This is a genomic window from Hydrogenophaga atypica (genome assembly GCF_042665215.1).
Taxonomy (GTDB): domain Bacteria; phylum Pseudomonadota; class Gammaproteobacteria; order Burkholderiales; family Burkholderiaceae_C; genus Hydrogenophaga; species Hydrogenophaga defluvii_A.
Window position 1 is genome coordinate 1 of sequence record NZ_JBHTCA010000013.1, and the last position, 26,706, is coordinate 26,706.

Below are 26,706 nucleotides of genomic sequence, written 5' to 3' on the forward strand. Positions count from 1 at the left end.
ACATTTCCATGGTGATCACCCTCTTTGCCCCCTGCCCAAAATTTGGGCAGAGCGAGTAAAACACCTGGGTCAGTTTTGAGTCGGCACAAACCCCTAAAGTGGGTCAGTTTTCGGTCGGCGTCAACACACCAGGTTGCCGATGCGGCAATAGGGCTGCTCAAAGATCACGTCCACCAGCTCGCGGGTGTAGATCTTGGGCAGGCGCGTGCGCACGTGTTCGGTGGTGTGTTCGGCCAGCGCGCGGATGGCGGCGATCTTGCCGGTGGTCCATTTGGAGGTGTCAGCCACGGCCTGCAGCATGAAGAGCAGCCAGGGCTCCCAAGCGCCGTCGCGCGTGACGCAGAGCAGCAGGCGGTAGTAGTCGGCCTTGTGGGCGATCACATGGCGGCTGAGGTACAGGATGGGCAGGTTCAACAGCCCTTCCTGAATGAGGTAGAGGATGTTGAGCACGCGGCCGGTGCGACCGTTGCCATCGGTAAACGGGTGGATGGCTTCGAACTGGTAGTGGCCCACGGCCATGCGGATCAAGGGGTCCAGCTCGGTCTGGTTGTGCAGAAAGCGCTCCCGGTTGGCCAGCATGTCGCGCAAGCGGGCTTCGCCTTCGGGCGGGGTGTAGACCACCTCGCCGGTGCGGTCGTTGGCGAGCTGGGTGCCCGGGGTGCGGCGGATGTCCATGTCCACGCCCTTGAGGGTGCGACAGACGTCCACGGCGGTGGCGGTGCACAGCGGCCTTGCCTTGAGCGACTGAAAGCCTTGGTGCAGCGCGGTGCGGTAGCGCAAGGCTTCTTTGGTGGCCGGGTCGGCGTTGTCGTGTCCCTGCGCGTACTGGAACAGCTGGTCGGTCGTGGTGACGATGTTTTCGATTTCCGAACTGTCTTTGGCTTCCAGCAGCGGGATGGTGTTGATCAACATCGCCTGGTTGGGGATCAGCTCGGCGGCCTGCTTCAGCTCGGCCAGCGCGGCGCGGGCCTCGATGCAGGCCTTGAGCACGGCCCGGGTCTCCAGCTCGTGCGCCGGGGGCAACGCTGGGAGCTGGTTGTGGGGCTGCTCGGGGTGCCAGGCAAAGGCGGCGTCGGTCATGATGCAAAAATCTCGTTTTGGCGACAGATGGTCAGCGTATGTCGCCACAAACGACACGTCAACAAAACGTGTTCTCGTTTTTATGAAATATCGACACGTACAGCGTGAATGTCGATGCCGATGACAAACCCCGATTATCCCAGCGCGCACAAAAAAACCCGCCGAAGCGGGCTTTGCGAGGGCACCCAGAGGGATCAGCCCATGTGCAGACCGCCGTTGACCGAGAAATCGGCGCCGGTGGCGTAGCCGCCCTCTTCCGAGGCCAACCAGGCGATGATGGAAGCGATCTCGCTGGGTTTGCCCAGGCGCTTGACGGGCACGGTGGCCACGATTTTTTCCAGCACGTCGGGGCGGATGGCATTGACCATGTCGGTGCCGATGTAGCCCGGGCTCACGGTGTTGACGGTCACGCCCTTGGTGGCCAGCTCCTGCGCCAGGGCCATGGAGAAGCCGTGCATGCCAGCCTTGGCGGCCGAGTAGTTGGTCTGGCCGGCCTGGCCCTTTTCACCGTTGACCGACGAGATGTTGATGATGCGGCCCCAGCCCTTTTCCACCATGTCGCCCACAACCTGCTTGGTCACGTTGAACATGGAGTCGAGGTTGGTGTTCATCACCGCGTCCCAGTCTTCGCGCGACATCTTCAGGAACATGCGGTCCTTGGTGATGCCGGCGTTGTTGACCAGCACGTCGATGCTGCCGTGTTCGGCCTTGGTCTTGCTGAAGGCTTCGACGGTGGAGTCCCAATCGCCCACATTGCCCACCGACGCGTAGAAGGTGTAGCCCAGCGCGGCCTGCTCGGCGATCCACTTGGCGTGGTCGCGCGTCGGACCGCAACCGGCGATGACCTTGAAGCCCTCTTTGTGCAGGCGCTGGCAGATGGCGGTACCGATGCCACCCATGCCACCGGTGACGTATGCAACTTTCTGACTCATGTGTGTGTTCCTCTGTTGTCGTTGTGGAAACTGAAATGCGAATGTGATGCTAGGGCGCTTCTCAGCGCTCGACAGCGAGGGAAACCCCCATGCCGCCACCGATGCACAGCGCGGCCAAACCCTTCTTGGCGCCGCTGCGCTGCATTTCGTGCAGCAGCGTCACCAGGATGCGGCAACCGGACGCACCGATGGGGTGGCCGATGGCAATGGCGCCACCGTTGACGTTGACCTTGGCCGGATCGATGTCCAGCGCCTGGTTGACGGCGCAGGCCTGAGCGGCAAAAGCTTCGTTGAGTTCGAACAGGTCCACATCGCCGGCCTTCCAGCCGGCGCGCGCCAGGGCCTTTTGCGAGGCCGGCACCGGGCCCATGCCCATGGTGGCCGGGTCCAGGCCGCTGGTGCCGAAAGCGGCGATGCGCGCCAACGGCGTCAGACCCAGGGCAGCGGCCTTCTTGGCGCTCATCACCATCACGGCGGCCGCGCCGTCGTTGATGCCCGATGCGTTGCCGGCGGTGACCGAGCCGGCCTTGTCAAACGCGGGGCGCAAGCCAGCCAACACCTCGGCGGTGGTCTTGCCGTTGATGAATTCGTCGCTGTTGAACAGCACCGGATCGCCCTTGCGCTGCGGGATGCTCACGCCCACAATTTCGTCCTTGAACTTGCCGGCGGCCTGGGCGGCGGCGGCCTTGGCCTGGCTGCCTGCGGCCAGCGCGTCCTGCATTTCGCGGGTGATGCCGTGGGCCTTGGCCACGTTCTCGGCGGTGATGCCCATGTGGTACTGGTTGTACACGTCCCACAGGCCGTCCACGATCATGGTGTCGACCATCTTCCACTCGCCCATGCGCTGGCCGTCGCGGCTGCCATTGAGCACGTGGGGGCTGGCGCTCATGTTTTCCTGGCCACCGGCAATGACGATTTCGCTGTCGCCCCAGGCGACCGCTTGCGCCGCCAGCATCACCGCCTTGAGGCCGGAGCCGCAAACGGCGTTGATGGTCAGCGCGGGGGTTTCCTTGGCCACGCCGGCCTTCATCATGGCCTGGCGGGCTGGGTTCTGGCCCACGCCTGCGGCCAGCACCTGGCCCATGATCACTTCGCCGATGGCGTCGGCGGGCAGGCCGGTGCGTGCCAGCAGTTCCTTGATGACGATGCTGCCCAGTTCGGTGGCCGGTGATTTGGCCAGCGAACCACCAAACTTGCCCACGGCGGTGCGGGCGGCCGAAACGATGACGATGTCTTCCATGTGCTTCTCCTGTTGCAAATCGGTTGTGTCTCTCAAGCCTTGGCCTTGACGTAGCGGCCAGGGGCCGGCTCGGTGGCCTTGTAGGCGCGGCTGCCGTAGGCTTTGGGCGCAGCAATCTGTTTGCCCGCGTGTCCCTTGAGCCAGTCGGCCCAGTCCGTCCACCAGCTGCCCGGGTGCTCCTTGGCGCTGGCGATCCAGTCGTTGACGTTGGCCGGGAATTTGTTGGCTGGGCCAATCCAGTGGCTGCGCTTCTTGGCCGCAGGTGGGTTGATCACCCCGGCGATGTGGCCGGACGCGCCCATGACAAAACGCTTGGGGCCGGGCAGGTGCTGGGTGCTGGCGTACGCGCCGCCGATGGGCACGATGTGGTCTTCGCGCGAGCCGTAGATGTAAACCGGCAGCTTGACCTGGCGGAAGTCGATCTTCTCGCCGCAGACCGTGGCCACACCCGGCTTGACCAGGTTGTTTTCCAGGTAGGTGTTGCGCAGGTACCAGGTGTAGTAGGGGCCGGGCAGGTTGGTGGCGTCGCTGTTCCAGTAGAGCAGGTCGAAGGGCGGCGGGGTTTCGCCCTTGAGGTAGTTGCCCACCACGTAGTTCCACACCAGGTCGTTGGGGCGCAGAAAGCTGAAGGTGGTGGCCAGATCACGTCCGGGCATGAGGCCGCCCTGGGCGAACTGCATCTCGCGGAACTTGCAGAAGTTCTCATCGATGAACACGTCGAGTATGCCGGTGTCGGTGAAATCGAGCAGCGTGGTCAGCAGCGTGGCGCTTTGCACCGGGTGCTGGCCACGGGCGGCCAGCACGGCCAGCGCGGTGGACAACATGGTGCCCCCCACACAGAAGCCCAGCGCGTTGATGGTGTCGGCGCCCGTGATGTCGCGCACCACGTCGATGGCGCGGATGACCGCGTCTTCGATGTACTGGTCCCAGGTGACCTGGGCCATCGACTCGTCGGGGTTGCGCCAGCTCACCACAAAAGTGCGGTGGCCCTGCTCCACCGCGTAGCGGATCATGGAGTTGGTGGGCTGCAGATCGAGGATGTAGAACTTGTTGATGCAGGGCGGCACCATCAGGAACGGCCGCTCAAACACCTTGGCACCCAGCGGTTTGTATTCGATGAGCTGGAACAGCTCGTTCTCGAACACCACCGCGCCTTCGGTGGTGGCCACGTTCTTGCCCACCTCGAACACGCTCTCATCCGTCATGGACACGTGGCCCTGCTTCATGTCGTGCAGCAGGTTCTGCATGCCTTTGGCAATGCTCTCGCCTTGCGTTTCCAGGGCTTTTTTCTGGGCTTCAGCGTTGAAGGCCAGGAAGTTGCTGGGCGAGCTGGCGTCGATCCACTGTTGCACTGAGAAGCGCACCCGGTTGCGGGTTTTTGCGTCGCCCTGCACCGCCTCGGCCATGGCCATCAGGGTGCGCGCATTCAGCAGATAGGCCGCGGCCGAAAAGGCCGACACGGGGTTTTTGCTCCAGGCTTCGCTGGAGAAGCGGCGGTCGGCCAGGGGCTTGGCCTGCAAGCCCTGGTTCCAGAGTTCGGCCACTTCGGTCAGGTAGTTGCGCTGGATCTCCAGCAGCTTGCCCATGTCGAAGGACACCGGCTGCCCGTTGGCCGCCTTGAACAGATCGGTGGCCCCCACGGGCAAGCCCCAACCGTTGGCCCCTGCCCCACTGGGCACCGCAGCCTGCATGGCGGCCATCAAGGGGTTTTCCGCGAGGTCAGGTACTTTGACCGTGCCTTGCGCTATCTTCGTCCATTGATTGACCAGCTGTTGCTGGAACTGTTGCGCGGTGGCCAGCCAATTCGGTTCTGAACTCATACGTGTCTCCAACGTGATAGGGCATTATCGCTGTGCAGCAAGAGGCGTTCCATGCGCTATCAACCCCGATGATGCGGGCCAATCCCTTACCTCCCACTGACTCAACACCATGTACCTCGTAGTCATAGCCTGGCTGTATGTCACCTTGATGATGGCCTTCGCCGAGGCCACCAACCCCGAAGGCAGTGTCCTGGGTGCCATTGTGACCTTTTTGCTCTACGGTCTTGGGCCCATGGCATTGGTGGTTTACCTGATGTCGACCCCCGCGCGCAAACGAAAGATCAAGGCCCGCGAGGCTGCGGAACTGGCGGCCTGGCAGGCCGCGCAGGCCCAGGCGCCGGCCTCAGCCGAGCCAGATGCAGGCGGCCATGCGCCCGGTGCTGCCGAGCCGCCCGGCGTCGCGCCGGTGCGAAAAGAAACGTGAAGCTTGGCCGACGGTGCACCAGTCGGCGGAGCCGTCGTTGCCCCACATGGACGTGACGCCGGCGGCCTGCAGGCGCTGCCGCGCCAGCCCCGCCAGATCGGCGAGGCATTTGCCCTGAGGCTGAGGCACAAAACAGACCTGCGCGGCGGGCAAGCTGTCGGTGAATGCCGCCTGCACCTCGGGCCCCACCTCAAATGCCGTTGGACCGATGCAGGGGCCCAGCCAGGCCAGCCAATCGGCATCGGCCACCGACTCGCCCGCCTCAGCCGCGCGCGCGCGCAGCGCCGCCAGCACCGACTCGATGACGCCAACGCCTTGCTGGCCCGCCAAGCCACGCCAGCCCGCGTGAGCAGCCGCCACCCAGCGACCGGCGCGATCGGTGAGCAGGATGGGCAGGCAATCGGCCACCATGATGGTGCAGGCCTGCCCCACTTCGGCGCTGAGGCAGGCATCGGCGACCGGCACACCGGGCGCGGGCGCTGGGCGGTCCAGGTGGGCCACCGCCACGCCGTGCACCTGCTGCAAAAACACCGGGGCGGCGTGGATGGCGCCGCCCAGGCGCTGGCGGTTGGTCGCCACGGCGTCGGGCGCATCGCCCACATGGTCGCCGAGGTTCAGGCTGTCAAAAGGCGCCTGCGACACACCGCCCGCGCGGGTGGTGAAGATGGCCTTCACGCGCGCCGGTGCAGGCCACTCAGGCACCAGCCAGTCGGACTCAGCCATCAGGGCGTGAAGTCCGGGCAGCTCGACGGATGGGCCTGCTGGAAGGCGGGCAGTTTCATGCAGGCCTCGTGAACGGCCATCGTCAAAGGCAGGTTCTCGTACTTCAAGCCAAAACGCGTACCGTTGATCACCTGGGGCACCAGGCAGCAGTCGGCCAGGGTGGGCGTGTCGCCGTAGGAATAGACCGAGGGCGGCAAACCGGCGGCGGCGCGCTGCTCGGCCAGGTCTTGCAAGCGGCGCTCGTACGACTGCAGACCTTCCAGCACCCAATGGTTGTACCAGGCGTCGCGCTGCGCGTCGGTGACCTGGAGCGTGCTGCCCAGGTACTTGAGGATGCGCAGGTTGTTCACGGGGTGGATTTCGCAGGCCACGGTTTGGGCCAGGGCGCGGACGCGGGCGCGGCCCAGCGGATCGGCCGGCAACAACGGCGGGTGGGGGTGGGTTTCGTCCAGGTATTCGATGATGGCCATGGACTGGCTCAGCAGCGCCTGGTCGGGGTCACCCTGCACATCCAGCACGGGCACCAGGGTGTCGGGGCTCACTGCGCGGTAGGCATCCTGCTTGTGCTCGCCCTTAGGCAAGGCCACCGGCAGGTACTCGTAGGGCAGGCCCTTGAGGTTGAGGGCGATGCGCACCCGGAAAGAGGTGCCCGAACGGAAAAAGTTGTAGAGCTTCATGGGCGCTAGGATAAACCCAGCCTCGCAAAACCACGGGCCAACAAACCCTGCTGAGCGTGGCACACTGCCCGCCTCGGTCAGCCCACACACCTTCAGGAAAACCCATGTCGCTTGATGCTTTTGTGTTCGTCCCCCCTGCCACGGTCTCGGTCCCGGTGGTGGGCCAGCCGGCCCGCTTTCCGGTGCACCGCATCTACTGCGTGGGCCGCAACTACGAGGAACACGCCAAGGAAATGGGCTTCACCGGTCGCGAGCCGCCCTTCTTTTTTCTCAAGCCGGCCGATGCCATTGTGGTGGCCGATGCCGGGCAGACCGCAGCAATAACCTACCCCAGCCAGACCAGCAACCTGCACCACGAAATCGAGTTGGTGGTGGCCATTGGCACCGGGGGCAAAAACATCCAGGCGGCCGACGCCTTCAAGCACATCTACGGCTACGCCGTGGGCCTGGACATGACGCGGCGCGACCTGCAAAACGACATGAAGAAGCAGGGCCGCCCCTGGTGCATCGGCAAGGCCTTCGACCAGTCCGCCCCCATCGGCCCCATCACCCTCGCCGCACAGGCAGGCGACATTGCGCAGGCCGACATCTGGGTGCAGGTGAACGGGGCAGACCGCCAGCGCAGCAACGTGTCCAAGCTCATCTGGAACATTGCCGAAACCATCGAACACCTGTCGGCCGCCTGGAAATTGCAAGCCGGCGACCTGATCTACACCGGCACACCCGAAGGGGTGGCCGCCGTGAAAGCTGGCGACGTGATGGAAGGTGGCGTAGGGGGCCTCACACCCATCCGTGTGGCGGTGGCATAAGGCCCCGCTTCAGTAGATACGCGGATTGAGCCCAGACCAACCCCGGGGCTACACTCGCGCCCACCTCAGACCCCCAGGAGACTTCCCATGATCCAGCGCCGCACCCTGCTCCAGTCCTCCGCCGCCGTGGCGCTGGGCGCCCCCGCCCTGGCGGGCTTTGCCCAACAAAGCGTGACGCTCAAGTTCCACACCTTCATGGCGCCACAGTCCAACGTGTGGCTCAACATGCACAAGTGGTGGATGGACAAGGTCGAAAAGGAGTCAGGCGGGCGCATCAAGTTCGAGGCCTACCCGGCCATGCAGCTGGGCGGCTCGCCGGTGCAGCTGTTTGACCAGGCCAAAGACGGCGTGGTCGACATCGTCTGGACGCTGCCGGGCAACACCGCTGGGCGCTTCCCGCGCACCGAAGTGTTCGAGCTGCCTTTCATGATGACCAACGCCGAGGCCACCTCCAAGGCCTTCTGGGAGTACATCCAGACCATGGCGGCCGACGAGTACAAGGACATCCAGCCCATCGCCCTGCAGGTGCACGGCCCGGGTATGTTCCACACCAAAAACAAACAGATCCGGCACCCCGATGACCTGCGTGGCATGAAGCTGCGCGGCCCCACCCGCCAGATCACCAAGATGCTGGGCTACCTGGGCGCCACGCCGGTGGGCATGCCACTGCCGCAAATTCCGGACGCGCTGTCCAAGGGTGTGATCGACGGCTGCGCCATTCCCTGGGAAGTGGTGCCCGCCGTCAAGGTGCACGAGCTGACCAAGTTCCACAGCGAGTTCGACCCCGCCGGCGGCGCGCTGTACACCACCACCTTTGTGATGGGCATGAACAAGGCCAAATACGCCTCGCTGCCGCCCGACCTCAAAAAAATCATCGACGCCAACTCAGGCATGGCCACCTCAGCCTACCTGGGCCAGGTGCAGCAGGCGGGTGACGTGCCGGGCCGCAAGGCCGCTGCCGACCGTGGCAACACGATCTACACCATTCCCCAGGCCGATGCGCAGGAGTTCCGCCGCAAGGCCCGCCAGGTGGAGGTGGAGTGGGTGGACGACATGAACAAGCGCGGCTTCGACGGCCGCAAGCTGCTCGACACCGCACGCAGCCTGATCGACAAACACACCAAGGCGACCAAACCCGCCAAGGCTTGAGGGACCTGCGGCGACGCTACACTCGTCGCATGCTGCCGCGTTTCCCCGTCAACCACTGCCGTGTGTGCGGCACCCAGGTGCAACACCGGGTGCCCGATGATGGTGACACGCGCGTGCGCGCCGTCTGCCCCGCCTGCCACACCATCCACTACGAGAACCCGCTCAACGTGGTGGGCACGGTGCCCGTGTGGGGCGAGACCGGCGAACAGGTGTTGCTGTGCAAACGCAACATCGAACCCCGCCTGGGCAAATGGACCTTGCCCGCCGGCTTCATGGAACTGGGCGAGACCACCGCCGAAGGCGCGGCGCGAGAGACCGACGAGGAAGCTGGCGCGCAAATCGAAATGGGCCCGCTGTACACCCTGCTCAACGTGGCGCGGGTGGGCCAGGTACACATGTACTACCGCGCACGGCTGCTGAGCGACCAATTTGACCCCGGGCACGAAACCCAGGAGGCCCGCCTGTTCACCGAAGATCAGATCCCCTGGGACGACATCGCCTTCCGCACGGTCAGAGAAACACTGCTGTGCTATTTTGCCGACCGCCGAAGCGGACACTTCGGTTTTCACACCCTCGACATTGCCTGACCTGGCACAGCGCCCTATGCAGCTCATCGACCACGCCACCCTGAACGAACTGCGCGAAGCGCTGGGTGACGAACTCGACGGCATCGTGAAGCTGTACGTTGACGGTTTGCCCGAGCAAAGCGCCCACCTGGTGGCGCTGCTGAGCGCGAGCGATTGGGTGGCACTGCGGCGCACCGCCCACAGCCTCAAGGGCAGCAGCATCAGCATGGGCGCTGAGCAACTGGGGGCGTTGGCCGCACAGATCGAGAAGCTGGCCGCCACCGGCATGGGCAGCACCGAACTCGACACCGCCGTGGCGCGTGTGGCGGCGCTGGCGCTGGAGACCGCCAACGCCTACGTCGAATCGGGCTGGGTGCGGACCTGAACACCACCTCGCTGGTGCTTCGCCTGGGCAGCGCCCAGACGCTGGCCTGGGCCTCGTCCTACTACCTGCCGGCCATGCTGGCCGGTGCCATGGCCGCCGAACTGGGCATGGCCGCCACCGAGGTGTGGCTGGGTTTCAGCCTGGCGCTGGGCGTGTCGGCGCTGCTCGGGCCGTTCAGCGGCCGCGCGATCGACCACCACGGTGGCCGCCGTGTGCTCAGTCTGGTCAGCCTGCTGTTCGCCACCGGTCTGCTGACCTTGGCGCTCGCGCCCACACCAGCGGTGTTGTGGGTGGGCTGGCTGGTTCTTGGCGTGGCCATGGGTTGTGGTTTGTATGACGCGGCGTTTGCCGCCCTGGTGCGCATTCAGGGCGGGCACGCCCGTTCGGCCATCACCGGCATCACCCTGCTGGCGGGTTTTGCCAGCACCGTGGGCTGGCCGCTCACGGCCTGGCTGGCCCACACCTGGGGCTGGCGCGAAGCCTGCGCCACCTGGGCCGTGCTGCACCTGGTGCTCGGCCTGCCACTCAATGCCAGCCTGCCGCAGGCACGCGCCGCCGAACCTCAGCGACAAATGAAGTCGGCGGCTGTGCAAGCGGCCAGCGCGTCTGCGCCCAACCAGCCGCCGCGCCGCGTGGCATGGGCACTGGCCTACGTGTTTGCCGCCACCTGGTTCATCAGCACGGCCATGGCAGCCCATTTGCCGCAATTGCTCATGGCGCACGGCGCCACCCTGTCGGCGGCGGTGGCCACCGCCGCGCTGGTGGGGCCGGCCCAGGTGGCTGGCCGCCTGGCCGAATACGGCTTGATGCAGCGCTTTCATCCCGTGTGGTCGGCACGCGTGGCCGCACTCGCACACCCGCTGGGTGCCGCCTCCTGGCTGGCATTTGGGCCGGTGGCCAGCCCAGCGTTTGTTGTGTTGCACGGCGTGGGCAATGGCATCCTCACCATCGCCAAGGGCACGCTGCCGCTGGCCCTGTTCGGGCCACAAGGCTACGGTCAGCGCCAAGGCTGGATCATGGCGCCATCGCGGCTGGCACAGGCGCTGGCACCGCTGCTGTTTGGCGCCTGTGTGGCGCGCTGGGGTGCAGGTGCCATGTGGGTGTCCACCGCGCTGGGCCTGAGCGCGTTGGGTGTGCTGGCCTGGCTCAAGGCCGACCCAGCACGCTGACGCAGGCTCACATCCGGAAGGCACCCGCGCGACGCAGCCAGGCTTTTTCCAGCTCCACGGCGCAGAACAGTGCCACCCCCAGCAGCAGGATCAGGCCCCACGAAGCGGCGTCCAGCGCCACGCTGCGGAACAGCAACTGCAAGGTGGGTGTGTAGGTGAACAGCAGTTGCAGCACGATGAGGATGGCCAACACCAGCATGGCCATGCGGTTGCCGGTGAGGGTCTCCAGCCGGAACGCGTGGTCGGTGAAACGGCGCACGTTGAACAGATAGAACATTTCGCTCACCACGATCATGTTGACGGCGGCGGTGCGCGCAGTCTCCAGGCTGCTGCCACGCGCCAGCTCCCAGTTGAAAACAACAAAGGTGGCCGCCACCATGAGCAGCATCACAAACAGGATGCGGCGCGCCAGCGCGCCAGTGACGATGGGCTCGTCCACCGGCCGGGGCGCGTGGTCCATCACCCCGCGCTCTGGCGCCTCGAAGGCCAACGCAAGTGCCAATGTCACCGAGGTCACGGTGTTGACCCACAAGATTTGCGCCGCCGTCACCGGCAGGGGCAGGCCGGCAAAAATGGCCAGCAAAATCACGCCGGCCTCGCCACCGTTGGTGGGCAGCATGAACATCAAGGACTTTTTGATGTTGTCGAACACCACCCGCCCTTCGCGCACCGCGCGGGCTATGGTGGCGAAGTTGTCGTCGGTCAACACCAGGTCCGACGCCTCGCGCGCGGCATCTGTGCCCTTGCCGCCCATGGCCACGCCGATGTCAGCCGCCTTGAGCGCGGGCGCATCGTTGACGCCATCCCCCGTCATGGCCACCAAATGCCCTTGCGACTGCAGCGCCGCGATCAGGCGCAACTTGTGCTCCGGGCTGGCGCGGGCGAACACGTCGGTGTCCAGTGCGCGGGTTTTCAGTTGTTGGTCGTCCAGGCTTTCGATCACATCGCCCGTGAGCGCCGTATCGGCCGCCAACCCCAGTTGCCGACCGATGGCTGCGGCCGTGACCGCATGGTCGCCGGTGATCATCTTCACCCGTATGCCAGCGCGCTGGCAATCGGCCACCGCAGCAATGGCCTCGTCGCGCGGCGGATCGATGATGCCGACCAAACCGAGCAACTCGAAGCCACCCCGCATGTCCTGCACATCGATTTCGTGCCGGGAGACATCCCAGCGGGACTGGGCCAGCGCCAGCACACGTTCGCCCACGCCGGCCGCGCGTGCCACGGCAGCGTGCCAGTGCGCCAGGTCCAGTGGCTGGCCACCGGCCTGGGTGGCACACAGCGCCAGCACACGCTCTGGTGCGCCCTTGAGCAGCACCAGGTGGTGGCCTTCGTGGTCGTGGTGCAGCGTGGCCATGTACTGCCGCTCAGACTCGAACGGTATCGCGTCCAGACGCGGGCATTGGGCCAGCACTTCGGACAGGTTCAACCCCGCTTTGAGCGCCAGCGTCAGCAGGGCGCCCTCGGTCGGGTCACCCACCAGTTGCCAAGTGGCTTCTGGGCCAGTGTGCAAACGCGCGTCGTTGCACAACAGCGCCACACGGGCCAGGTCCATCAGCACCGGGTTGTCGCCTGGGTCCAGCGACCGCCCGTGGTGCAAAAAGCCGCCCTCCGGCACGTAGCCGGTGCCCGTCACCGCCAGTTCGGCGCCTGGCAGCAGCACGCGCACGGCGGTCATTTCGTTGCGGGTCAGGGTGCCTGTTTTGTCGGAACAGATCACCGTGACCGAGCCGAGCGTTTCCACCGCCGGCAGGCGCCGCACGATGGCTTTGTTGCGCGCCAGCACCCGCGTACCGATGGCCAGAACAATGGTGACCACCGCCGGCAAACCCTCTGGGATGGCGGCAACGGCCAAGCCCACCACCGCCAGAAACACCTCCATCATCGGCATCTGCGCGACCCAGTGACCGTACACCAAGGTGAGTGCGCCAACACCCAGAATGACAGCGGTGATCTGACGCGCAAACTGGTCGAGTCGGCGCGTGAGTGGCGTGGCCAGCGTGTGCATCTCACCCACCAGGCTGCCGATGCGACCGATCTCGGTTTGGGCGCCCGTGGCCACCACCACACCCTGGCCCTGCCCAAACGCCACCAGCGTGCCCGAGTACGCCATGCACAGCCGGTCGCCCATGGCGGCGTCGGCAGGCACCGGCACCACGGTCTTTTCTACCGGCGCCGATTCGCCGGTGAGTGCCGCTTCCACCAACCGCAGGTTCTTGGTGCGCAACAGCCGCACATCGGCCGGCACCTTGTCGCCCGACTCCAGCCAGACCACGTCGCCCGGCACCAGCCCGGCGGCATCGATCTGGTGCCGTTCGCCACCCCGCAGCACGTTGGCGCGGGACGCCAGCAAGCCCCGCACGGCATCCAGCGCGCGCTCGGCCTTGCCCTCTTGGATGTGTCCGATCAAAGCGTTGATCAGCACCACACCAAGAATCACACCGCTGTCCACATAGTCCCGGAGCGCCAACGTCGCCAAGCCCGCTGCGATCAACACATAAATCAGCGGGTTGTGGAACTGCAACAGAAAACGGTGCCACGCCGGGCGACGGTGGGCCACAGCCAATTGGTTGGGGCCATGTTGCGCCAGGCGGGTTTTTGCCTCGTCGGCCCGCAAGCCCACATGTGCGTTGCTGCCCAAGGACTGCAACGTGACGTCGGCGGCCAGTGCATGCCAACAGGGTGCTGTCGCTGCTGACTCAGCCAAAGGGGCGTGCGGAGGGGACATGGCAACTTCCTCGCGCCTTTGTGGGCAGCGTCTTGCGGTTCAAGCGGTGTTTGAGATGCCACCGTGCCAGCCAGCAACAGCCACGCAGGCACGGAAACCCGAACGGGACATCGAGAGCGAGATCGCCGGTGGATCGTCAAACGCTCAGGTCATTGTAGAAATCGCTGTGACACGCTGATTTGATGTGGCGCAACCGACAGCCCAAGCACGAGGCGCAAAAAAAGCCTGAGGTCGTGAAACCTCAGGCTTTTCGAAGAAATGGTCGGCGTGGCGGGATTCGAACTCGCGACCCCTTGCACCCCATGCAAGTATTTTAGCTTCCAACAGTGTCCCGGAACGTCAATATCAGAGACAAAATCTCATAATAATCAATACTTTAGGAAGACATTCTAAAATTTATCGTCCTAGAAGAGCCAACAACGTACACTCACAACCACCCTGAACTGTGGGGGTAAATGTGGGGGTAAATTTTCGGAGGCTGCTATGGGCGTGATCTCTCAGCTTGAACTTTTGGCACTCAAGGCCAGCGACAACGGACGAACCATAGCGCTGGGTGATGGATTGCGTGGCACGGTACGGGCAGGGGCAGACGGATCGATCAGCGTGTACGTTACGTACCGCTACCGCCTCAACGGCAGCAAGCCACGAGAACCATCTATTGGTACCTGGCGCGCAAAAGGCGGCAAGTCTGTCGGCACGTCCTTGAAGGCGCTGCGTGACGAGGCCGGGCGTATCCGAGGGATGGTCAAAGCCGGCATTGACCCAGTAGAACAAGCTCAAGTGGAACGACAGCGGGATGCCGCCATGGCGGATGCCGAACGCCTGAAGATTGAAGCCGACCGGCAAGAAGCCATCCTGACTCAACAACAGCGCCTGCAGACGCTGGCAGCGCAACAGGCACGGTTGACAGTAGAGGGGTTATTTGAGCAGTGGCGGCGACTGGAGTTGGTCAAGCGAGTCGACAAAGGCAACGAGACAGAAAGATCTTTCAAGCGCGACGTGTTCCCACTGATCGGTAGCATGGCCGCTGCTGACGTGGAGAAGGTGCATGTCCAGGAAGTGGTCGACACCATCAAAGCGCGCGCCACCGACAAACAGAACATGGTCCGCACCGCCAAAAAGACCTTGGCTGACCTGCGACAGATGTTTGGCTTTGCGCTGGACCGCGATTACATCGACGCGGACCCGACGGCGCGCATCAAGAAAGCCAAGATCGGCAAGGACGTTGAACGCGACCGCGTGCTGTCCGAGTCCGAACTGATCACGCTATTTCAAAAACTGCCAAATTCGGGCATGGCCGATACCAGCCAAGTTGCACTCTTGCTTCAGGTAGCGACCCTGGCGCGCATTGGTGAGGTGTTGGGGGCGCGATGGGAACATATCGACTTCGCTCGTCGTACTTGGACACTGCCAGAGACCAAGAATGGCAAGCGCCATGAAATTTGGCTGAGTGAGTTCGCCATGCGCCAGTTGAAAAAACTAAAGGCCATCACCGGCCTCACGCCTTGGCTGTTTCCGGCAACCCGAGCCAAGAAAGATCAACCGGACTTTGCGAACCACGTTTGCGAAAAGACCGTCACCAAGCAAGTGGGTGACCGGCAAAGACCTGGTGGTACCCCAATGTCCGGGCGATCGAAGCATATTGAAGCTCTTGTGCTGTCCGGTGGCAAGTGGACTCCCCACGATCTACGACGAACGGGCGCCACGATGATGGCTGAATTGGGCGCACTACCTGATGTGGTCGAGCGCTGCCTGAATCACACCGAAGAAAAGAAGGTCAAGCGCATCTATCAGCGGGCTCAGTTTGAAGCCCCGATGCGCGACGCATGGACGCTGTTGGGAGCCCACCTGGATACGCTCAATGCAACAGTCGCAGGCTTAGCCCGAGACCAAGCGACACCCAGGACAACCTGAGTTCACGGTCGCCAGGCACCCAGGGCTAAGCTGCGCTTCACGTACCACGCCTATCAGATGACAACGCGCCGGCTGATGACGGTCGTCGGAGAAGAATCAGCTTCGGATCGTCAACGCATGCACACGGTTGCTCAGATGTTTCGACACACGCCCCGTGCTCAGTGAACGACCAGGCTGTCACTGCAAGCGAAGCACCGGCAGGACGCCAAACAGACTCATATTAATACAGTTGTTTAAATACAGTCATAGTGATTTAATGCGTCACTATGGACACTGATTCAACGTCGTCGACACCAAGCTACCCACTGGCTGACCTGTGTGTGCTCGCGGACTTGCCGCCCCGGACGGTTCGCTATTACGTGCAGATTGGGTTGGTTGATCGTCCCGAGGGGGAGACCCGAGCCGCGCGCTATGGCGCAACGCAGTTGGAGCAACTGCTGCTGATCAAGAAATGGACGGCGGCGGGTCTGTCTTTAGATCGGATTCGGGAGCTGCTGCGTGGCGAGCAAGCCCCGGTACCACCTAGGGCGCGAGCCATTGGTTCGGTAGAGGTGCGAAGCCATCTGATGGTGGCAGACGGTGTGGACGTGGTGATCGAACCGGGGCGTGCGGGCCTGTCACCCGAGCAGGTGCGCCAGTTCATCAAGGGTGTGATGGCGGTATTCGCTCAGGTCAGTGGCGCCGATGCGGTGCCAGTGGCTGATGCAAAGAGCAAGAAATGAAAGGCAAGAACATGGACCAGCGTGAGTGTGCGCGTTTGGAGACGCGGGACGGGCAAGCGGTGAACCTGATGTGGGTCGGGCTTTCAGGAGACCTGCGCGGTCTGATGTTTGAGGCGAGCATCGAACAGCGCTTTTGCAACCCGGGCGACAAAAACGTGGAGGTTGTCTACAGCTTCCCCTTGCCTTGGGGTGCCGTCTTGATGGGCGTTGACGTTGTGTTGGGAGACAAGCGCCTTACGGGCGCGGTCGTTGAGAAGAAAAAGGCTGAAGCGCGCTACGAGGAAGCCATCTCGGAAGGAGATGCCGCGATCATGCTTGAGAAGAACCGTGATCACAGCTACAGCCTGAACCTAGGCAATCTCGCTGCCCGTGAGCATTGCGCCATCACGCTGCGCTATGCCCAGACGCTGCAGTTCGAACAGCGTGGCCTGCGGCTGCTGATCCCGACGGTGATTGCGCCCCGCTACGGCGATGCTCAGCAAGATGGCGGTCTGATGCCGCACCATGCACCCAGCCACAGTCTGACGGCAGATCATCCGTTTGAACTTGAGCTGCGGCTTCACGGCGAGCTGGCGCAGGCACGTGTCGCCTCACCCAGCCACCCCGTTGGTGTTTCCCACGGAACATCCGATCAGGGCAGTGTGCTGACCGTGTCATTGGCACGTCGGGAGTCTTTAGACCGAGACTTTGTGCTGGTGGTCGATCAGCTAGCGCACGACTCGGTGGCTGTTGCTGCTCAAGATTGCATAGAGCCCAGTCGCGTGGCGATCCTGGCCAGCTTTTGCCCTCGCATTCGCTCGGAAGGAATCCCCACAACGGCCGTCAAAATCTTGGTCGATTGCTCCGGTTCGATGGCAGGTGACAGCATCGATGCGGCAAAGCGGGCCTTGCAAGCCATCGTCCGGCAATTGGGTGCAGGTGACCGTTTTTCTTTGTCCCGGTTCGGCAGCACCGTGGAGCACCGCTCGCGCGGCCTGTGGAAGGCGACTGAGACGACAAAACTCGCCGCCCAGCGATGGATCGGCGCCATGGAGGCCGATCTGGGTGGTACCGAGATGGAAGCAGCTCTGTCGTCGACTTTCGCCTTGGCCCAAACGGTCAGCAGTGACATTCTGTTGGTGACCGACGGGGAAATCAGCGCGATCGATAGCACCATCGACTCCGCTAAAGGTTCAGGACATCGCTTGTTCATCGTAGGGATTGGCAGCAGCCCAGCCGAGACTCACCTGCGTCGCTTGGCGGAGGCTTCCGGCGGTGCCTGTGACTTTGTGGCACCTGGCGAGGCGGTAGAACCCGCCGTCCTGAGGATGTTTGCGCGCTTGAGGTCGCCTCGACTGGCTGACTTGAGCCTCGAATGGCCTGGGGGCGTGGTTCCCGAGTGGGTGTCGCCGCTTCTGCCCTCGGTGTTTGATGGCGACACGGTGAACGTTTTTGCATTTTTTGGGCAGGTGCCGACAGGCGACGTGCGGCTGCTGGGCAGGCGGTCCCTAGACGACGTGCCGCAGGAGATTGGCACTGCAACCCTCCCGAGTAGGTTGGGGGTGGCAGACACACTGTCGCGAGTGGCGGCCGCTATGCATTTCCACTCGGCCGGTAACAAGATCTCGATTGGTCAACCGATTGATGCCATTCGCCTGGCAGTTGACTACCAATTGGTGACCGACAAGACCAACTTCCTACTGGTTCACGAGCGACCGGACGGCGAAAAAGCCACCGATATGCCAGAGCTTCACAAAGTCGACCAGATGGTTCCGGCTGGTTGGGGTGGTACTGGCACAGTGATGTTCTCCCGCAGCGGTGGATACCTCAATACAAGGGTCATCAGCTATCCGGATCCAACAACCCTGGACTGGGGAGATGTTGACGTGCCTGCTGTGCCAGCGGTCTTTAGATCAGCGCGAAACACTTCACCCAAAGTAGACGTGGATGACGACTTTGAAATACCCGCCTTCCTTCGACGGCGAGACACGGGCGTGGATTTTCATGAGCCACCCTATTGGAGCAACTCTGCGTACTACACAGGTCTCACCCCTATCGGGGTCAGCGAGCGGTTGCGCACCACACCAGCGTCCGAATGGCCAACAACCTACATGGGGTTGCGGCAGCTGGGCGTGGGCGAATGGTTGGTTGACTGGCTCGAGCTTGTGATGGCTAGTCACCAAGGCACTTTGTATGCCGAGCCCAAAGTGGTCGCGGCTTTCTTGTACCTGATGTCCAGGCGAGACACCTATGAATCACTGGCAAAGTCCGGAGGCGTACTTGGTGCATTTAAGTCCACCGTACAGCGTCTGGGCGGCATGTTCGTCCGTGACCCGGCTGCGAGTGCAGCCAGCATCGATGTGGTCTTGGTCGAAGCGATGGTGGCCGTTTTGGATGAAATGACTGCCAGTACGTGGCCTGACCGAGTACTTTCTATGGATGGTGGGGAGCAGGTCACGGTTGACGAGGTGCGTGATGCGAGAGAAAACCCAACTATCGCTTGATCTGGACAAACCCTGCAATCACTGTGAGCTGCGTCTTGAGGATGGTGTTGGGCACGGCAAGCATCTGACCGACGGGAAGATCATCCTGTATTCGGAGATCTGGGCCGACGGACGCCACATCGATGAACCGCACTTTATCGATCTGCCCCTGCTCGTCCAGAGTTTGCATGAGCAGCGGTGGTTCGACATCTTCACCTGCGGCTTTGGGGTAGGGGGGGGCGCTAGCATCGTTGACGGCATTCAAGTGACCCACGACAAAGGTCTTGTTCGGTGGTCTTTCCGCCAGCCCCAAAGCTCAGGCAATCTTGTGGACCCAGAGTTGAGTGAGTGGGAGAATTCAGCCGTGCCAGTTGAGTTAACTTTTGAGCGAACCGAGATGGTGAGAGCCCATCTGATACGTCTGCGCGAAGGAGGGGCTTTGACCATGCAAGAACTGAACGCCAGGCAAACCTGAATACCGCAGGCTAATAAGCACACCAAAACAACGATTGTTACTTCAACAGACGCATCCAATGGTCACACAACCACACATCGCCCTGCTCGGCGACTCGATCCTCGACAACGCCCGATACGTGGTTGCTGGCCAAGCCGTCGTCGACCACTTACGGCAGGGACTTGGGGCAGGCATTGGCTGTAGCCTGGTCGCCGTTGACGGCGACACCACCCGAAACGTCTATGCTCAACTGCAACGGTTGCCAGCAAACACCACTCACCTGGTCTTGAGCATGGGCGGCAACGATGCGCTGGCTTGGTTGCCCACGTTGAACCAGCCCGCGGGGTCGGTGATGGAAGCGCTCGACCATCTGCAACGCATCCAGGCCGAATTCCGCGAGCACTACGAAGCCTTGCTCGAGCAAATCCGCCTAGTCAACAAGCCCACGCTGGTGTTCACCATCTACGATGCCGTTCCAGGGTTGACCCCCGCGCTGAGAGCGGCGCTGTCCCTTTTCAACGATGTGGTGCTGCGTACTGCTATGCGACACACGTTTGACATCATGGAGCTGCGCGACCTGCTCACACAGCCGGAAGACTACTCCTCGGTATCGCCCATCGAGCCCTCTGAACAGGCTGGCAAGAAGCTGGCCAGCGCCATCAGCAAATGGGTGGCGGATGCCTGAACTCAGGGCTTCCACGGCGAAGCTCACCGCACAAGACGTTGAGCACGCCATCTATGTGGACTACGAGGGCAACGTCGACCAGTTGCCCAATCTGCTGGGGTGGCGCATTGATGGCGTCAATCATGGCGCCATCCTCGACAATGACTTTGCTTCCTGCGCAGACCGCTATCGCGCCAAAGACGTTCTCTTGGAGGACCATGAGGAACAGGTGCGGCGGTTGGTTCTCCTTGCCGAGCTTGAAGACCGCCGAGTGGTGAGCTGGAGCGAGCACGACTGGCGCCACATGATGGCGGCACTATCCACCACCGACTGGCAGGCCCGCTTGTGTCTCGTCTACCGCAACGCCATCAAGACCGCACGCCCCTGGTACCGCAAGACCTATGGCCACACGCCACCTGAGGCATCGCTGCACCACTTTTTGACCTGCATTGGCAGGCCTCAGCCTGCGCGGTACGGCCAAGCTGTCGTGGGTGCGGCCTTACGCCTGGTACGCGGGCAATTGCGGGAGGGGCGCGAGTACGCCCAACTCACCCCAAAAGCTCGTGCGAGTTGGGTCAAGGTGGTCAAACACAACCGCCTAGACCTGGAGGGGATGCAGTTGGTCCTGCAAGCCGTCACGGCACCCTGGTTTGGGGCCCAAGGGAAGGTTTGAATTCGCGGCGACTGCGCTTCGATGTGGGCGCGGACGCGTTTGAGCCACGCCTTCAGCAACCCGGGCAGGCTGCCGTGGCGTCAATTTTCCTCGCTGGCTCCGGTGCGTCCTATTTTTTCTCAAAACATCGCCCAGAAGCCCGTTTTCGGGCCTTAGTGACGCAGTTTTGCGCGAGGGGGTTGACAAGTTGGGTCGACTCGCTATAATTCACGCCAGCGCTGAGTTCTGTCAAATTGCAGAGCGCTTTACAAATACTGCTAAAGCGACCAAACCCGTTTTGGCGTTTGCTGGGCCCCTCGTTTCGACGAGCCGCCCGCAAGACAGTCGAAGCGGGTTTTTTTCGTTTGGAACTCTGGTTGTGTCGCAAGACAGAACCGTCGCCGGATTTGACCGACAGATTGCCGGGGCGACTCACAAATGCTGGCTAAAGAGCGGCTCTCCGGGCAACCGGAAGCCATTTTCGGAAACGACTTTGACTCGGAGAGCTTCACATGGCCCAGACAGACATGACCTCGCAGCGAATGCTTCGCTGACACCCCCGAAACGTTAACGAGCCCATTTCACCGCGACAGCGGTGGTGCGTCTGCGCACGCCTGCACCCCTTCGGAATGCCGGCTCGTCAGAAGCGCCACAGCACGCGGTCGGGAGAAGTATCGCCTTCTCCGACGCCGTCGCGGTGTGTTCAGACGTTTCGCAAAAGGAGTCATGCATGTCGAACACCCCCTTCGTCGAGTCCCTGTCCAACGACCCCGTGGAGCAAGCGATTGCTCGCAAGGTCAACAGGGTCCTCAACGACACGACGCTGGACCGCCAGCGCCGTGAGACCTTGGTGAGAAAGGCGCAGCGCGAGCTCATCGAGCACCGCAAGCGCAAGGAGCAGCAAGCCGCGCTCCTTCAACAGGTGGCAGCCATCAAGCTGCCCCGGGGCTACCAGGCCCACAGCGTCGCCGTCAGCGACGGGCGCGTTCAGGTTGGCACCCTGAACCGCCAACAGGGCTTTGCCTGGCTCGATGCCGGCAAAGCGCCGCAAGGTGCTGATGCCACTCGGCGGCCGATGCAACTGCCCCGTCCTGCGAAGGCGGGTCGCGGTGGGGTTCGAAAGGACCTCGCCCGCTCACTGGCCGAGCGTCGCAAGGCGCTGGGTTATGGCCAAGCGGCCACGGGTGCCTGAGAGGGCACTGCCGCTCAGTCGGCATAGGGGCCACCGGACGAACAACCTCCTCGGCCAGCCATGAAGCCAGGCGCAGCCTGTCCCCAGACAACCACAAGCACCAACCGATTCCGACCACTTGCAACCCACAACGCAAAGGATTTCGCCATGACCGACAAGACACCCCACGCACCCCACGCCTTCCTCGATGCGGGGGGATTCACCTACAGCGCCCAGGTGCGCCCCATCCTGAGGCCGCAAGGCTCGTTTCACCTTCGCATTGCCAGCCGCTGGGCCGGAGCACGAAACCCCGGCGATGAGCAAACGACGCTCAGCCTGACGTTGACCCGCGAAGAGCTGGCAACGTTGACTGCAACCCTGCATGCCGCGCTGGCTGAGTAAGCCTGCGAAGCAGAACAGACCTCCCACCACTCGCTGAAGAGAACAGGAAATAAACATGCCTCTGAATTGCAAAGCAGGAGACCTGGCCGTGGTCATCGCCGATGAGCACGGCTGCGAAGCCAACATCGGTCGCTTCGTGACTGTGGTCAAGCCGGCCACGTTCGTCGATGAACCGGGGCACTGGTGGGTGATTCGTCCCGTGGGCGACCCGATGTGGATGTGCTTTTCGCCGAGCCGCGGCCGTGCTGCGGCGGTCTCAAGCCAGTCGGACAACATCGCCATCGAAGACCGGGCATTGCGACCCATTCGTGGACTGCCGCGAGACAGAAGTGCCGGCACCAACGCCGACGCAGCAATTCCCTCCCCGACCCATCACACCGTGGAGGCTTGACATGAGGTTGAACTGCAAACCTGGCGATTTGGCTATGACCGTGAACACCGAGTTTCCCGAGAACCGAGGCGACATCGTACGTGTGCTCTATCGGCACGTCAGCACACCCGACTGGGACTGGGGTGAAGTGCCTGCCTGGTGGTGCAACTGTTAAGACATGATGATTTGGCAAATGAAAGGCAACTACATCTACAGCCTGGAGGGCCCCATTCCTGACCGCTATCTGCGGCCCATTCGCTGTCAGGGTGCTGCTGACAACGCGGAAGAGATGGTCTTGCAGGAACAGGAGCAAGCACAGGAACAGATGCAGGAACTGGCACTGGTCGGCTGACGTATCTGCCGCAAAAGAACCGCACCCACCTGTCACCAACCAACCAAGCCAGTTCGTCCACATCCTCGAGCCAAAAACCCGCACAGCAAACAACCCCAAAGGACCAGCCCTTGAAAGTGTTTTACCGACCCGAACAAACCGCCCGCAATGCCGGCGCCTACTCCCCATCGGCGGCCAAGCCCGCGCTGGTGGTGGCCGACTGGCTCCAGCATGGCCTCATTCAGGAGAGCGACGTTCTGAGCTTTGAGCCTGTGACGCCGGAGGATTTGATTCGGGCGCACGACCCCATCTTTGTGGATGGCGTGCTGTCGCTTGAAATGCCCAATGGGTTCAACAACCGCGATGCCGAAGTGGCGGCCTCCTTGCCGTACACCAGCGGCTCGCTGCTGGCTGCTGCCCGCCATGCGCTGGCTCACCAGACCAATGTGTGCTCACCCACCAGTGGCTTTCACCATGCGGGCTACGACTTCGCAGGCGGGTATTGCACGTTCAATGGCCTGATGGTCACTGCTTTGGCACTGCTGGCCTCTGGTGAGGTGAGTAGCGTGGGCATCATCGATTGCGATGCCCACTATGGCAATGGCACCCAAAACATCCTTGACCGACTGGCGGTGCGCGGCGTGCGCCACCACACCATGGGCAAACACTTCCGAACGGCCGCTGATGTGGGCCAAGGCGGTGGGAAGTTCCTGAGTTGGCTGGAACAGTCCCTGCAAGACTGCGCTGGTGTGGACCTGCTGATTTACCAGGCCGGTGCCGACCCGCATCTCAAAGACCCGCTGGGCGGCATGCTGAGCGACGTGGCGATGTGCAAGCGCGACCACCTGGTATTTCAGGCTTTCAAGGATAAGCCCTTGGTCTGGAATCTGGCCGGCGGCTACCAGCGCGACAGTGCGGGCGGCATCGAGCCAGTTCTGCGGCTGCATCGCAACACCGTGCAAGCCCTGCGGGTCTATCAGTCCTGAGGTCGCAGTCATGCCAGACCAGCACCCCAACCAGGAGCCGGAAGGCACTCGCAACGGGCATCTGTCCGGTGACGGCATGGGCGCCAGGCCGTCCGTTGACGAGGCGCTCAACCTCGACGCCATGCCTGCAGAGGCACTTGCCACGCTATTGCCCATCGAGGTACCGCTGTTGCATCCACACTTCGGCCTGTTGCCTGACCGCTTGGTGGGCTACCGACTGGGCGCGCACCACCTGTGGGAACGCCTGCGCGGCGTGATGGACAACCCGGTGCAGGTATACCCCTGGCGAGGGGACAAGAAGGTGGTGCAGGTGCTGCGGCTGTGGGTGCTGGTGGTGTGGGCCAGTGGTCGCATAACCGCGCTGCGCTGGCACGCCAAATCTTGTGGGCTGCTTGTTCTCAAGCCCGTGGGTGATGCAGAACTGGATTTGTTCCAGATGGGCTCGCGCTCGCCCTGGTATGCCCACCACCGGGACGCCACCAAGTGGGAGTACGTGCAGGAACACCTGGACTTTGGAGGGAGGCGCACGGCACCTGAGCCCAGGGCTCTCAACAGCGCCGTCTTTCTGAAGCTGCGCCGCCGGGTGCTGGCCTACGCCCGCAGCAGTCGGCTGGACGCGCGCATTCGACAGGCCTTGCAGTTGGACTACAGGGTGATGAAGCAGGCCGTGTCGTTCGTCGGTCTCAAGCGTCATCCGAACGGCTGCGACGTGCGCATTTCCTCCTACAACTGGATGGTCGAACACCAACACGCGTTGGCCACCATCCGGCGGGATGACCCTGGCTTGACCCAGTGGTTCGTTTTGTGCGCCCAGGACCAGGACTTCCCACCTGGTGGCGAGCCGGTGCAACGGTTGAAATGCCACTTGAAGCATCCAAGAATCGGCCGGCTAGGCTGGCGCTTGCTGCTCAAACACAGCCGGTACCTGTTAATACAGGCCATCCGACACTTTGGAGCAAACACGATTGATGCGGCCATTGGCGTGGTCAAGGCGCATGTCATCGTGGGTTCCGGAAAGCTGGTGCCCCCGCACTTGGTCGACCTGATAAGCGGCATTCGAGGCTCCCCGAGCGAGTTCTGGGTCTGTGGGGATGACATCCTGAGGTTTTTGGTGGGTTTGTGGCGTGAGCGGCCACCTGTCACACCAGGGGACTTCCAGGATTGGCAGGAAGTCTTCGATTGGTTTCGGGCGTATGGTCTTCCGTCGCAACTGAATACCCGGCAAAGGTCCATGGGACTGCCTTACCTCTTGCGTTGCGCGCGCCGCTGGATAAGCGAGCAGGAGCGTCTTCGGCTCGCAGCGTTGACCCCTCTGCCGGTCTGGCACGAGGCCATCCACAGGAATGCGTTCAGGCTTGTGTTTCTGCGAACGCCGCGCGAAATGATGGAAGAGGGCGACGCGATGAGCCATTGTCTGGGCAGCCACCCATGCACCTCGCCCAACGACCTGTATGCCCGCGTTCTGTACAACGGCGAGCACGTGGGCACTGCCTGGTATCAGCACGACGAAGACAGGTGGCGGCTGATGGAAGCGCACAAACGCGCGAACAGTGCGTTCAGGGTGGCCGAGGAGGAGCAGCTCGTTGCTTTTGCGCGGCACATCAAACGCCCGGTCTATGACGGTCGTGGCGGTGAGTAACCCACGCTGCATAGACAACGAACCACCGTCCCAGTTCAACAAGGAATGAGTATGAAAGCAAAGTGGATAGCGCAGGCCTTGATGGCCAACTCTTCCAAGGAATTTCTGACCCTGAGCAAGGCGGAGTTGGCGAGCTGGCATCTGTCGGGCGCCCGCGTCAGCAATCGCAGCCCCTACAGCAACTATGGTGTCTACGCCGTCGCGCATCACGGGCGCCTCAACATCGAGACACAGCAAAAGCTTCTGTCTATGGAGGTCAAAGATTGGCCAACGGGGCCCTATAGGGACTGGACTATCCAGAGCAGTCACTACGCGCACCTGCCCAAGTTGCAGGCCACCCGAGTGGGGCAAGACACCTGGGCAGTTCCCATCATCCCCGACGACCCTGGTCACTCACTCGACGGCTGGAGCTATGACCTGGGGTTGGCCCCAGGGGAGATGGAGGCACTCAGGCCGATCGCCGCCATCCTCGCATCACGATGCCTGCTGACCTCTTATTGCAAAATCATTGCGCAGCGGGATAAGCACCCCATCCCTTGGGATGACAGCCGCATTCAACTGGCGCAGCTCGGTGGTATGACCATCGCGCAGTTGCAAGCAGGGTTCGCGGTGGCCAAGGCAAAATGTTCTTCAATCAAGGCGCCTTGCGCACCGAGCAACCTGGCAGTACTTGGCGCTCCGCTGCGACTCTTTCATATCGATTGAAGAAAAATTTCGAATATCTGCTTGAGATCACGTAGAGCAACTAAACGAAGAATCCAGACTCTCTAGACCGGAGAATTTCTTGCTTTCTGATTCTGTCATTGATCCCGCCACTAGCCGGGCATACTTGGAAACACACTACCGTGTGCATGGCGAGCCCCCGTTCGCTCTGCGAATCGGGCAGGTTAGTCACAGCCTGTTGTCGCTGTACATGCACTACGACGTGGACTGTGCCGCGTTCCTCACCGGCTGCAACCCATTCAGCCGAAAGTTGACCGAAATCGAAAACCAAGAACGGCAAAAGTCGCTGGCGGAGGAACTGACCCGACGTAGCTTGATCTTTCTGGAGGGAATCGGGCAGCACCCTTCCAACAACTGGCCCGGAGAGGAAAGCTTTCTCGTCTTGGGTTTGGAGCATCAAGCCGCAAAAACTTTGGGTCAGCGTTTCGAACAAAACGCGATCGTTTGTTGTGGCGCCGATGGCGTTCCACAACTGGCTCTCTTGAGGTGACGCATGTTTGAGCTTTCCGCTCGG

At 62.5% G+C, this 26,706-nt stretch carries 27 protein-coding genes; 20 read left to right on the forward strand and 7 right to left on the reverse strand.

Annotation, left to right across the window (positions count from 1 at the left end; all coding sequences use genetic code 11):
• Positions 1-120 precede the first annotated feature (120 nt).
• The 4 genes from fic to ACFQPB_RS15205 all read right to left on the reverse strand — a co-directional run bounded on the left by fic (position 121) and on the right by ACFQPB_RS15205 (position 5,072).
• Positions 121-1,080, reverse strand: a complete 960-nt coding sequence (gene fic, locus ACFQPB_RS15190) for a protein adenylyltransferase Fic (RefSeq protein ID WP_382224941.1) — start codon at positions 1,078-1,080, stop codon at positions 121-123.
• Between the two features lie 194 nt (positions 1,081-1,274).
• On the reverse strand, positions 1,275-2,012 hold the full coding sequence (gene phbB / locus ACFQPB_RS15195) for an acetoacetyl-CoA reductase (RefSeq protein ID WP_382224944.1): 738 nt from the start codon (positions 2,010-2,012) through the stop codon (positions 1,275-1,277).
• Between the two features lie 61 nt (positions 2,013-2,073).
• Positions 2,074-3,252: an acetyl-CoA C-acetyltransferase gene (locus ACFQPB_RS15200; protein WP_382224947.1), complete on the reverse strand. Its 1,179-nt coding sequence runs from the start codon at positions 3,250-3,252 to the stop codon at positions 2,074-2,076.
• Positions 3,253-3,284: 32 nt separating this feature from the next.
• A complete protein-coding gene (locus ACFQPB_RS15205) occupies positions 3,285-5,072 on the reverse strand; it encodes a PHA/PHB synthase family protein (RefSeq protein WP_382224949.1) in 1,788 nt (595 codons plus the stop codon).
• A gap of 109 nt (positions 5,073-5,181) precedes the next feature.
• On the opposite strand from ACFQPB_RS15205, the gene ACFQPB_RS15210 reads away from it, so the two are divergent.
• The gene (locus ACFQPB_RS15210) at positions 5,182-5,496 is read left to right on the forward strand and encodes a hypothetical protein (protein ID WP_382204097.1); all 315 of its coding nucleotides are present in this window, start codon (positions 5,182-5,184) and stop codon (positions 5,494-5,496) included.
• On the opposite strand, the gene pgeF is transcribed toward ACFQPB_RS15210, so the two are convergent.
• Both pgeF and maiA read right to left on the reverse strand, forming a co-directional pair.
• Positions 5,416-6,219: a peptidoglycan editing factor PgeF gene (gene pgeF, locus ACFQPB_RS15215; protein WP_382224951.1), complete on the reverse strand. Its 804-nt coding sequence runs from the start codon at positions 6,217-6,219 to the stop codon at positions 5,416-5,418. The two genes, ACFQPB_RS15210 and pgeF, sit on opposite strands and share 81 nt — an antisense overlap.
• Positions 6,219-6,896, reverse strand: coding sequence for a maleylacetoacetate isomerase (gene maiA, locus ACFQPB_RS15220; RefSeq protein ID WP_382224954.1), 678 nt, complete (start codon positions 6,894-6,896; stop codon positions 6,219-6,221). The genes pgeF and maiA overlap by 1 nt, the downstream gene beginning before the upstream one ends.
• Before the next feature lie 104 nt (positions 6,897-7,000).
• Between maiA and ACFQPB_RS15225 the strand changes: the two genes are divergently transcribed.
• From ACFQPB_RS15225 to ACFQPB_RS15245, 5 genes are all read left to right on the forward strand, one after another.
• Positions 7,001-7,705, forward strand: coding sequence for a fumarylacetoacetate hydrolase family protein (locus ACFQPB_RS15225; RefSeq protein ID WP_382224957.1), 705 nt, complete (start codon positions 7,001-7,003; stop codon positions 7,703-7,705).
• Positions 7,706-7,792: 87 nt separating this feature from the next.
• Positions 7,793-8,854: a TRAP transporter substrate-binding protein gene (locus tag ACFQPB_RS15230; RefSeq protein ID WP_382224959.1), complete on the forward strand. Its 1,062-nt coding sequence runs from the start codon at positions 7,793-7,795 to the stop codon at positions 8,852-8,854.
• Between the two features lie 29 nt (positions 8,855-8,883).
• The gene (locus ACFQPB_RS15235; RefSeq protein WP_382224962.1) at positions 8,884-9,441 is read left to right on the forward strand and encodes an NUDIX hydrolase; all 558 of its coding nucleotides are present in this window, start codon (positions 8,884-8,886) and stop codon (positions 9,439-9,441) included.
• Positions 9,442-9,457: 16 nt separating this feature from the next.
• A complete protein-coding gene (locus ACFQPB_RS15240; RefSeq protein WP_382224965.1) occupies positions 9,458-9,805 on the forward strand; it encodes an Hpt domain-containing protein in 348 nt (115 codons plus the stop codon).
• A gap of 14 nt (positions 9,806-9,819) precedes the next feature.
• Positions 9,820-10,974: an MFS transporter gene (locus tag ACFQPB_RS15245; RefSeq protein ID WP_382224967.1), complete on the forward strand. Its 1,155-nt coding sequence runs from the start codon at positions 9,820-9,822 to the stop codon at positions 10,972-10,974.
• Between the two features lie 7 nt (positions 10,975-10,981).
• Here the strand turns inward: ACFQPB_RS15245 and ACFQPB_RS15250 are convergent, their stop codons facing one another.
• A complete protein-coding gene (locus ACFQPB_RS15250; protein WP_382224970.1) occupies positions 10,982-13,702 on the reverse strand; it encodes a cation-translocating P-type ATPase in 2,721 nt (906 codons plus the stop codon).
• A gap of 483 nt (positions 13,703-14,185) precedes the next feature.
• Here ACFQPB_RS15250 and ACFQPB_RS15255 point away from each other — a divergent pair, with 483 nt between their 5' ends.
• The 14 genes from ACFQPB_RS15255 to ACFQPB_RS15320 all read left to right on the forward strand — a co-directional run bounded on the left by ACFQPB_RS15255 (position 14,186) and on the right by ACFQPB_RS15320 (position 26,682).
• The gene (locus tag ACFQPB_RS15255; RefSeq protein WP_382224973.1) at positions 14,186-15,616 is read left to right on the forward strand and encodes a tyrosine-type recombinase/integrase; all 1,431 of its coding nucleotides are present in this window, start codon (positions 14,186-14,188) and stop codon (positions 15,614-15,616) included.
• A gap of 266 nt (positions 15,617-15,882) precedes the next feature.
• Positions 15,883-16,338, forward strand: coding sequence for a helix-turn-helix domain-containing protein (locus ACFQPB_RS15260; protein ID WP_382224976.1), 456 nt, complete (start codon positions 15,883-15,885; stop codon positions 16,336-16,338).
• Positions 16,335-18,821: a VIT domain-containing protein gene (locus tag ACFQPB_RS15265; RefSeq protein WP_382224979.1), complete on the forward strand. Its 2,487-nt coding sequence runs from the start codon at positions 16,335-16,337 to the stop codon at positions 18,819-18,821. Before ACFQPB_RS15260 ends, ACFQPB_RS15265 begins: the two co-directional genes overlap by 4 nt.
• The gene (locus ACFQPB_RS15270) at positions 18,793-19,275 is read left to right on the forward strand and encodes a hypothetical protein (RefSeq protein ID WP_382224981.1); all 483 of its coding nucleotides are present in this window, start codon (positions 18,793-18,795) and stop codon (positions 19,273-19,275) included. The genes ACFQPB_RS15265 and ACFQPB_RS15270 overlap by 29 nt, the downstream gene beginning before the upstream one ends.
• A 58-nt stretch (positions 19,276-19,333) precedes the next feature.
• Positions 19,334-19,939 carry an SGNH/GDSL hydrolase family protein gene (locus ACFQPB_RS15275; protein WP_382224984.1) on the forward strand — a complete coding sequence of 202 codons (606 nt, stop codon included), beginning with the start codon at positions 19,334-19,336 and terminating at the stop codon, positions 19,937-19,939.
• Between the two features lie 55 nt (positions 19,940-19,994).
• The gene (locus ACFQPB_RS15280; protein WP_382224986.1) at positions 19,995-20,591 is read left to right on the forward strand and encodes a hypothetical protein; all 597 of its coding nucleotides are present in this window, start codon (positions 19,995-19,997) and stop codon (positions 20,589-20,591) included.
• A gap of 709 nt (positions 20,592-21,300) precedes the next feature.
• Positions 21,301-21,762, forward strand: coding sequence for a hypothetical protein (locus tag ACFQPB_RS15285; protein WP_382224989.1), 462 nt, complete (start codon positions 21,301-21,303; stop codon positions 21,760-21,762).
• 147 nt (positions 21,763-21,909) lie between these two features.
• The gene (locus ACFQPB_RS15290) at positions 21,910-22,143 is read left to right on the forward strand and encodes a hypothetical protein (RefSeq protein WP_382224992.1); all 234 of its coding nucleotides are present in this window, start codon (positions 21,910-21,912) and stop codon (positions 22,141-22,143) included.
• 88 nt (positions 22,144-22,231) lie between these two features.
• On the forward strand, positions 22,232-22,534 hold the full coding sequence (locus ACFQPB_RS15295; RefSeq protein ID WP_382224994.1) for a hypothetical protein: 303 nt from the start codon (positions 22,232-22,234) through the stop codon (positions 22,532-22,534).
• Positions 22,535-22,706: 172 nt separating this feature from the next.
• Positions 22,707-22,865: a hypothetical protein gene (locus ACFQPB_RS15300; protein ID WP_382224997.1), complete on the forward strand. Its 159-nt coding sequence runs from the start codon at positions 22,707-22,709 to the stop codon at positions 22,863-22,865.
• Between the two features lie 116 nt (positions 22,866-22,981).
• Complete coding sequence (locus tag ACFQPB_RS15305) at positions 22,982-23,830, forward strand: arginase family protein (protein WP_382225165.1); 849 nt, start codon at positions 22,982-22,984, stop codon at positions 23,828-23,830.
• Positions 23,831-23,840: 10 nt separating this feature from the next.
• Complete coding sequence (locus ACFQPB_RS15310; protein WP_382225000.1) at positions 23,841-25,469, forward strand: hypothetical protein; 1,629 nt, start codon at positions 23,841-23,843, stop codon at positions 25,467-25,469.
• 51 nt (positions 25,470-25,520) lie between these two features.
• Positions 25,521-26,174 (forward strand): hypothetical protein, encoded by a 654-nt coding sequence (locus tag ACFQPB_RS15315; RefSeq protein ID WP_382225003.1) that lies wholly within the window; start codon positions 25,521-25,523, stop codon positions 26,172-26,174.
• A gap of 208 nt (positions 26,175-26,382) precedes the next feature.
• Positions 26,383-26,682, forward strand: coding sequence for a DUF3293 domain-containing protein (locus ACFQPB_RS15320; RefSeq protein WP_382225006.1), 300 nt, complete (start codon positions 26,383-26,385; stop codon positions 26,680-26,682).
• The last annotated feature ends 24 nt before the right edge of the window (positions 26,683-26,706 follow it).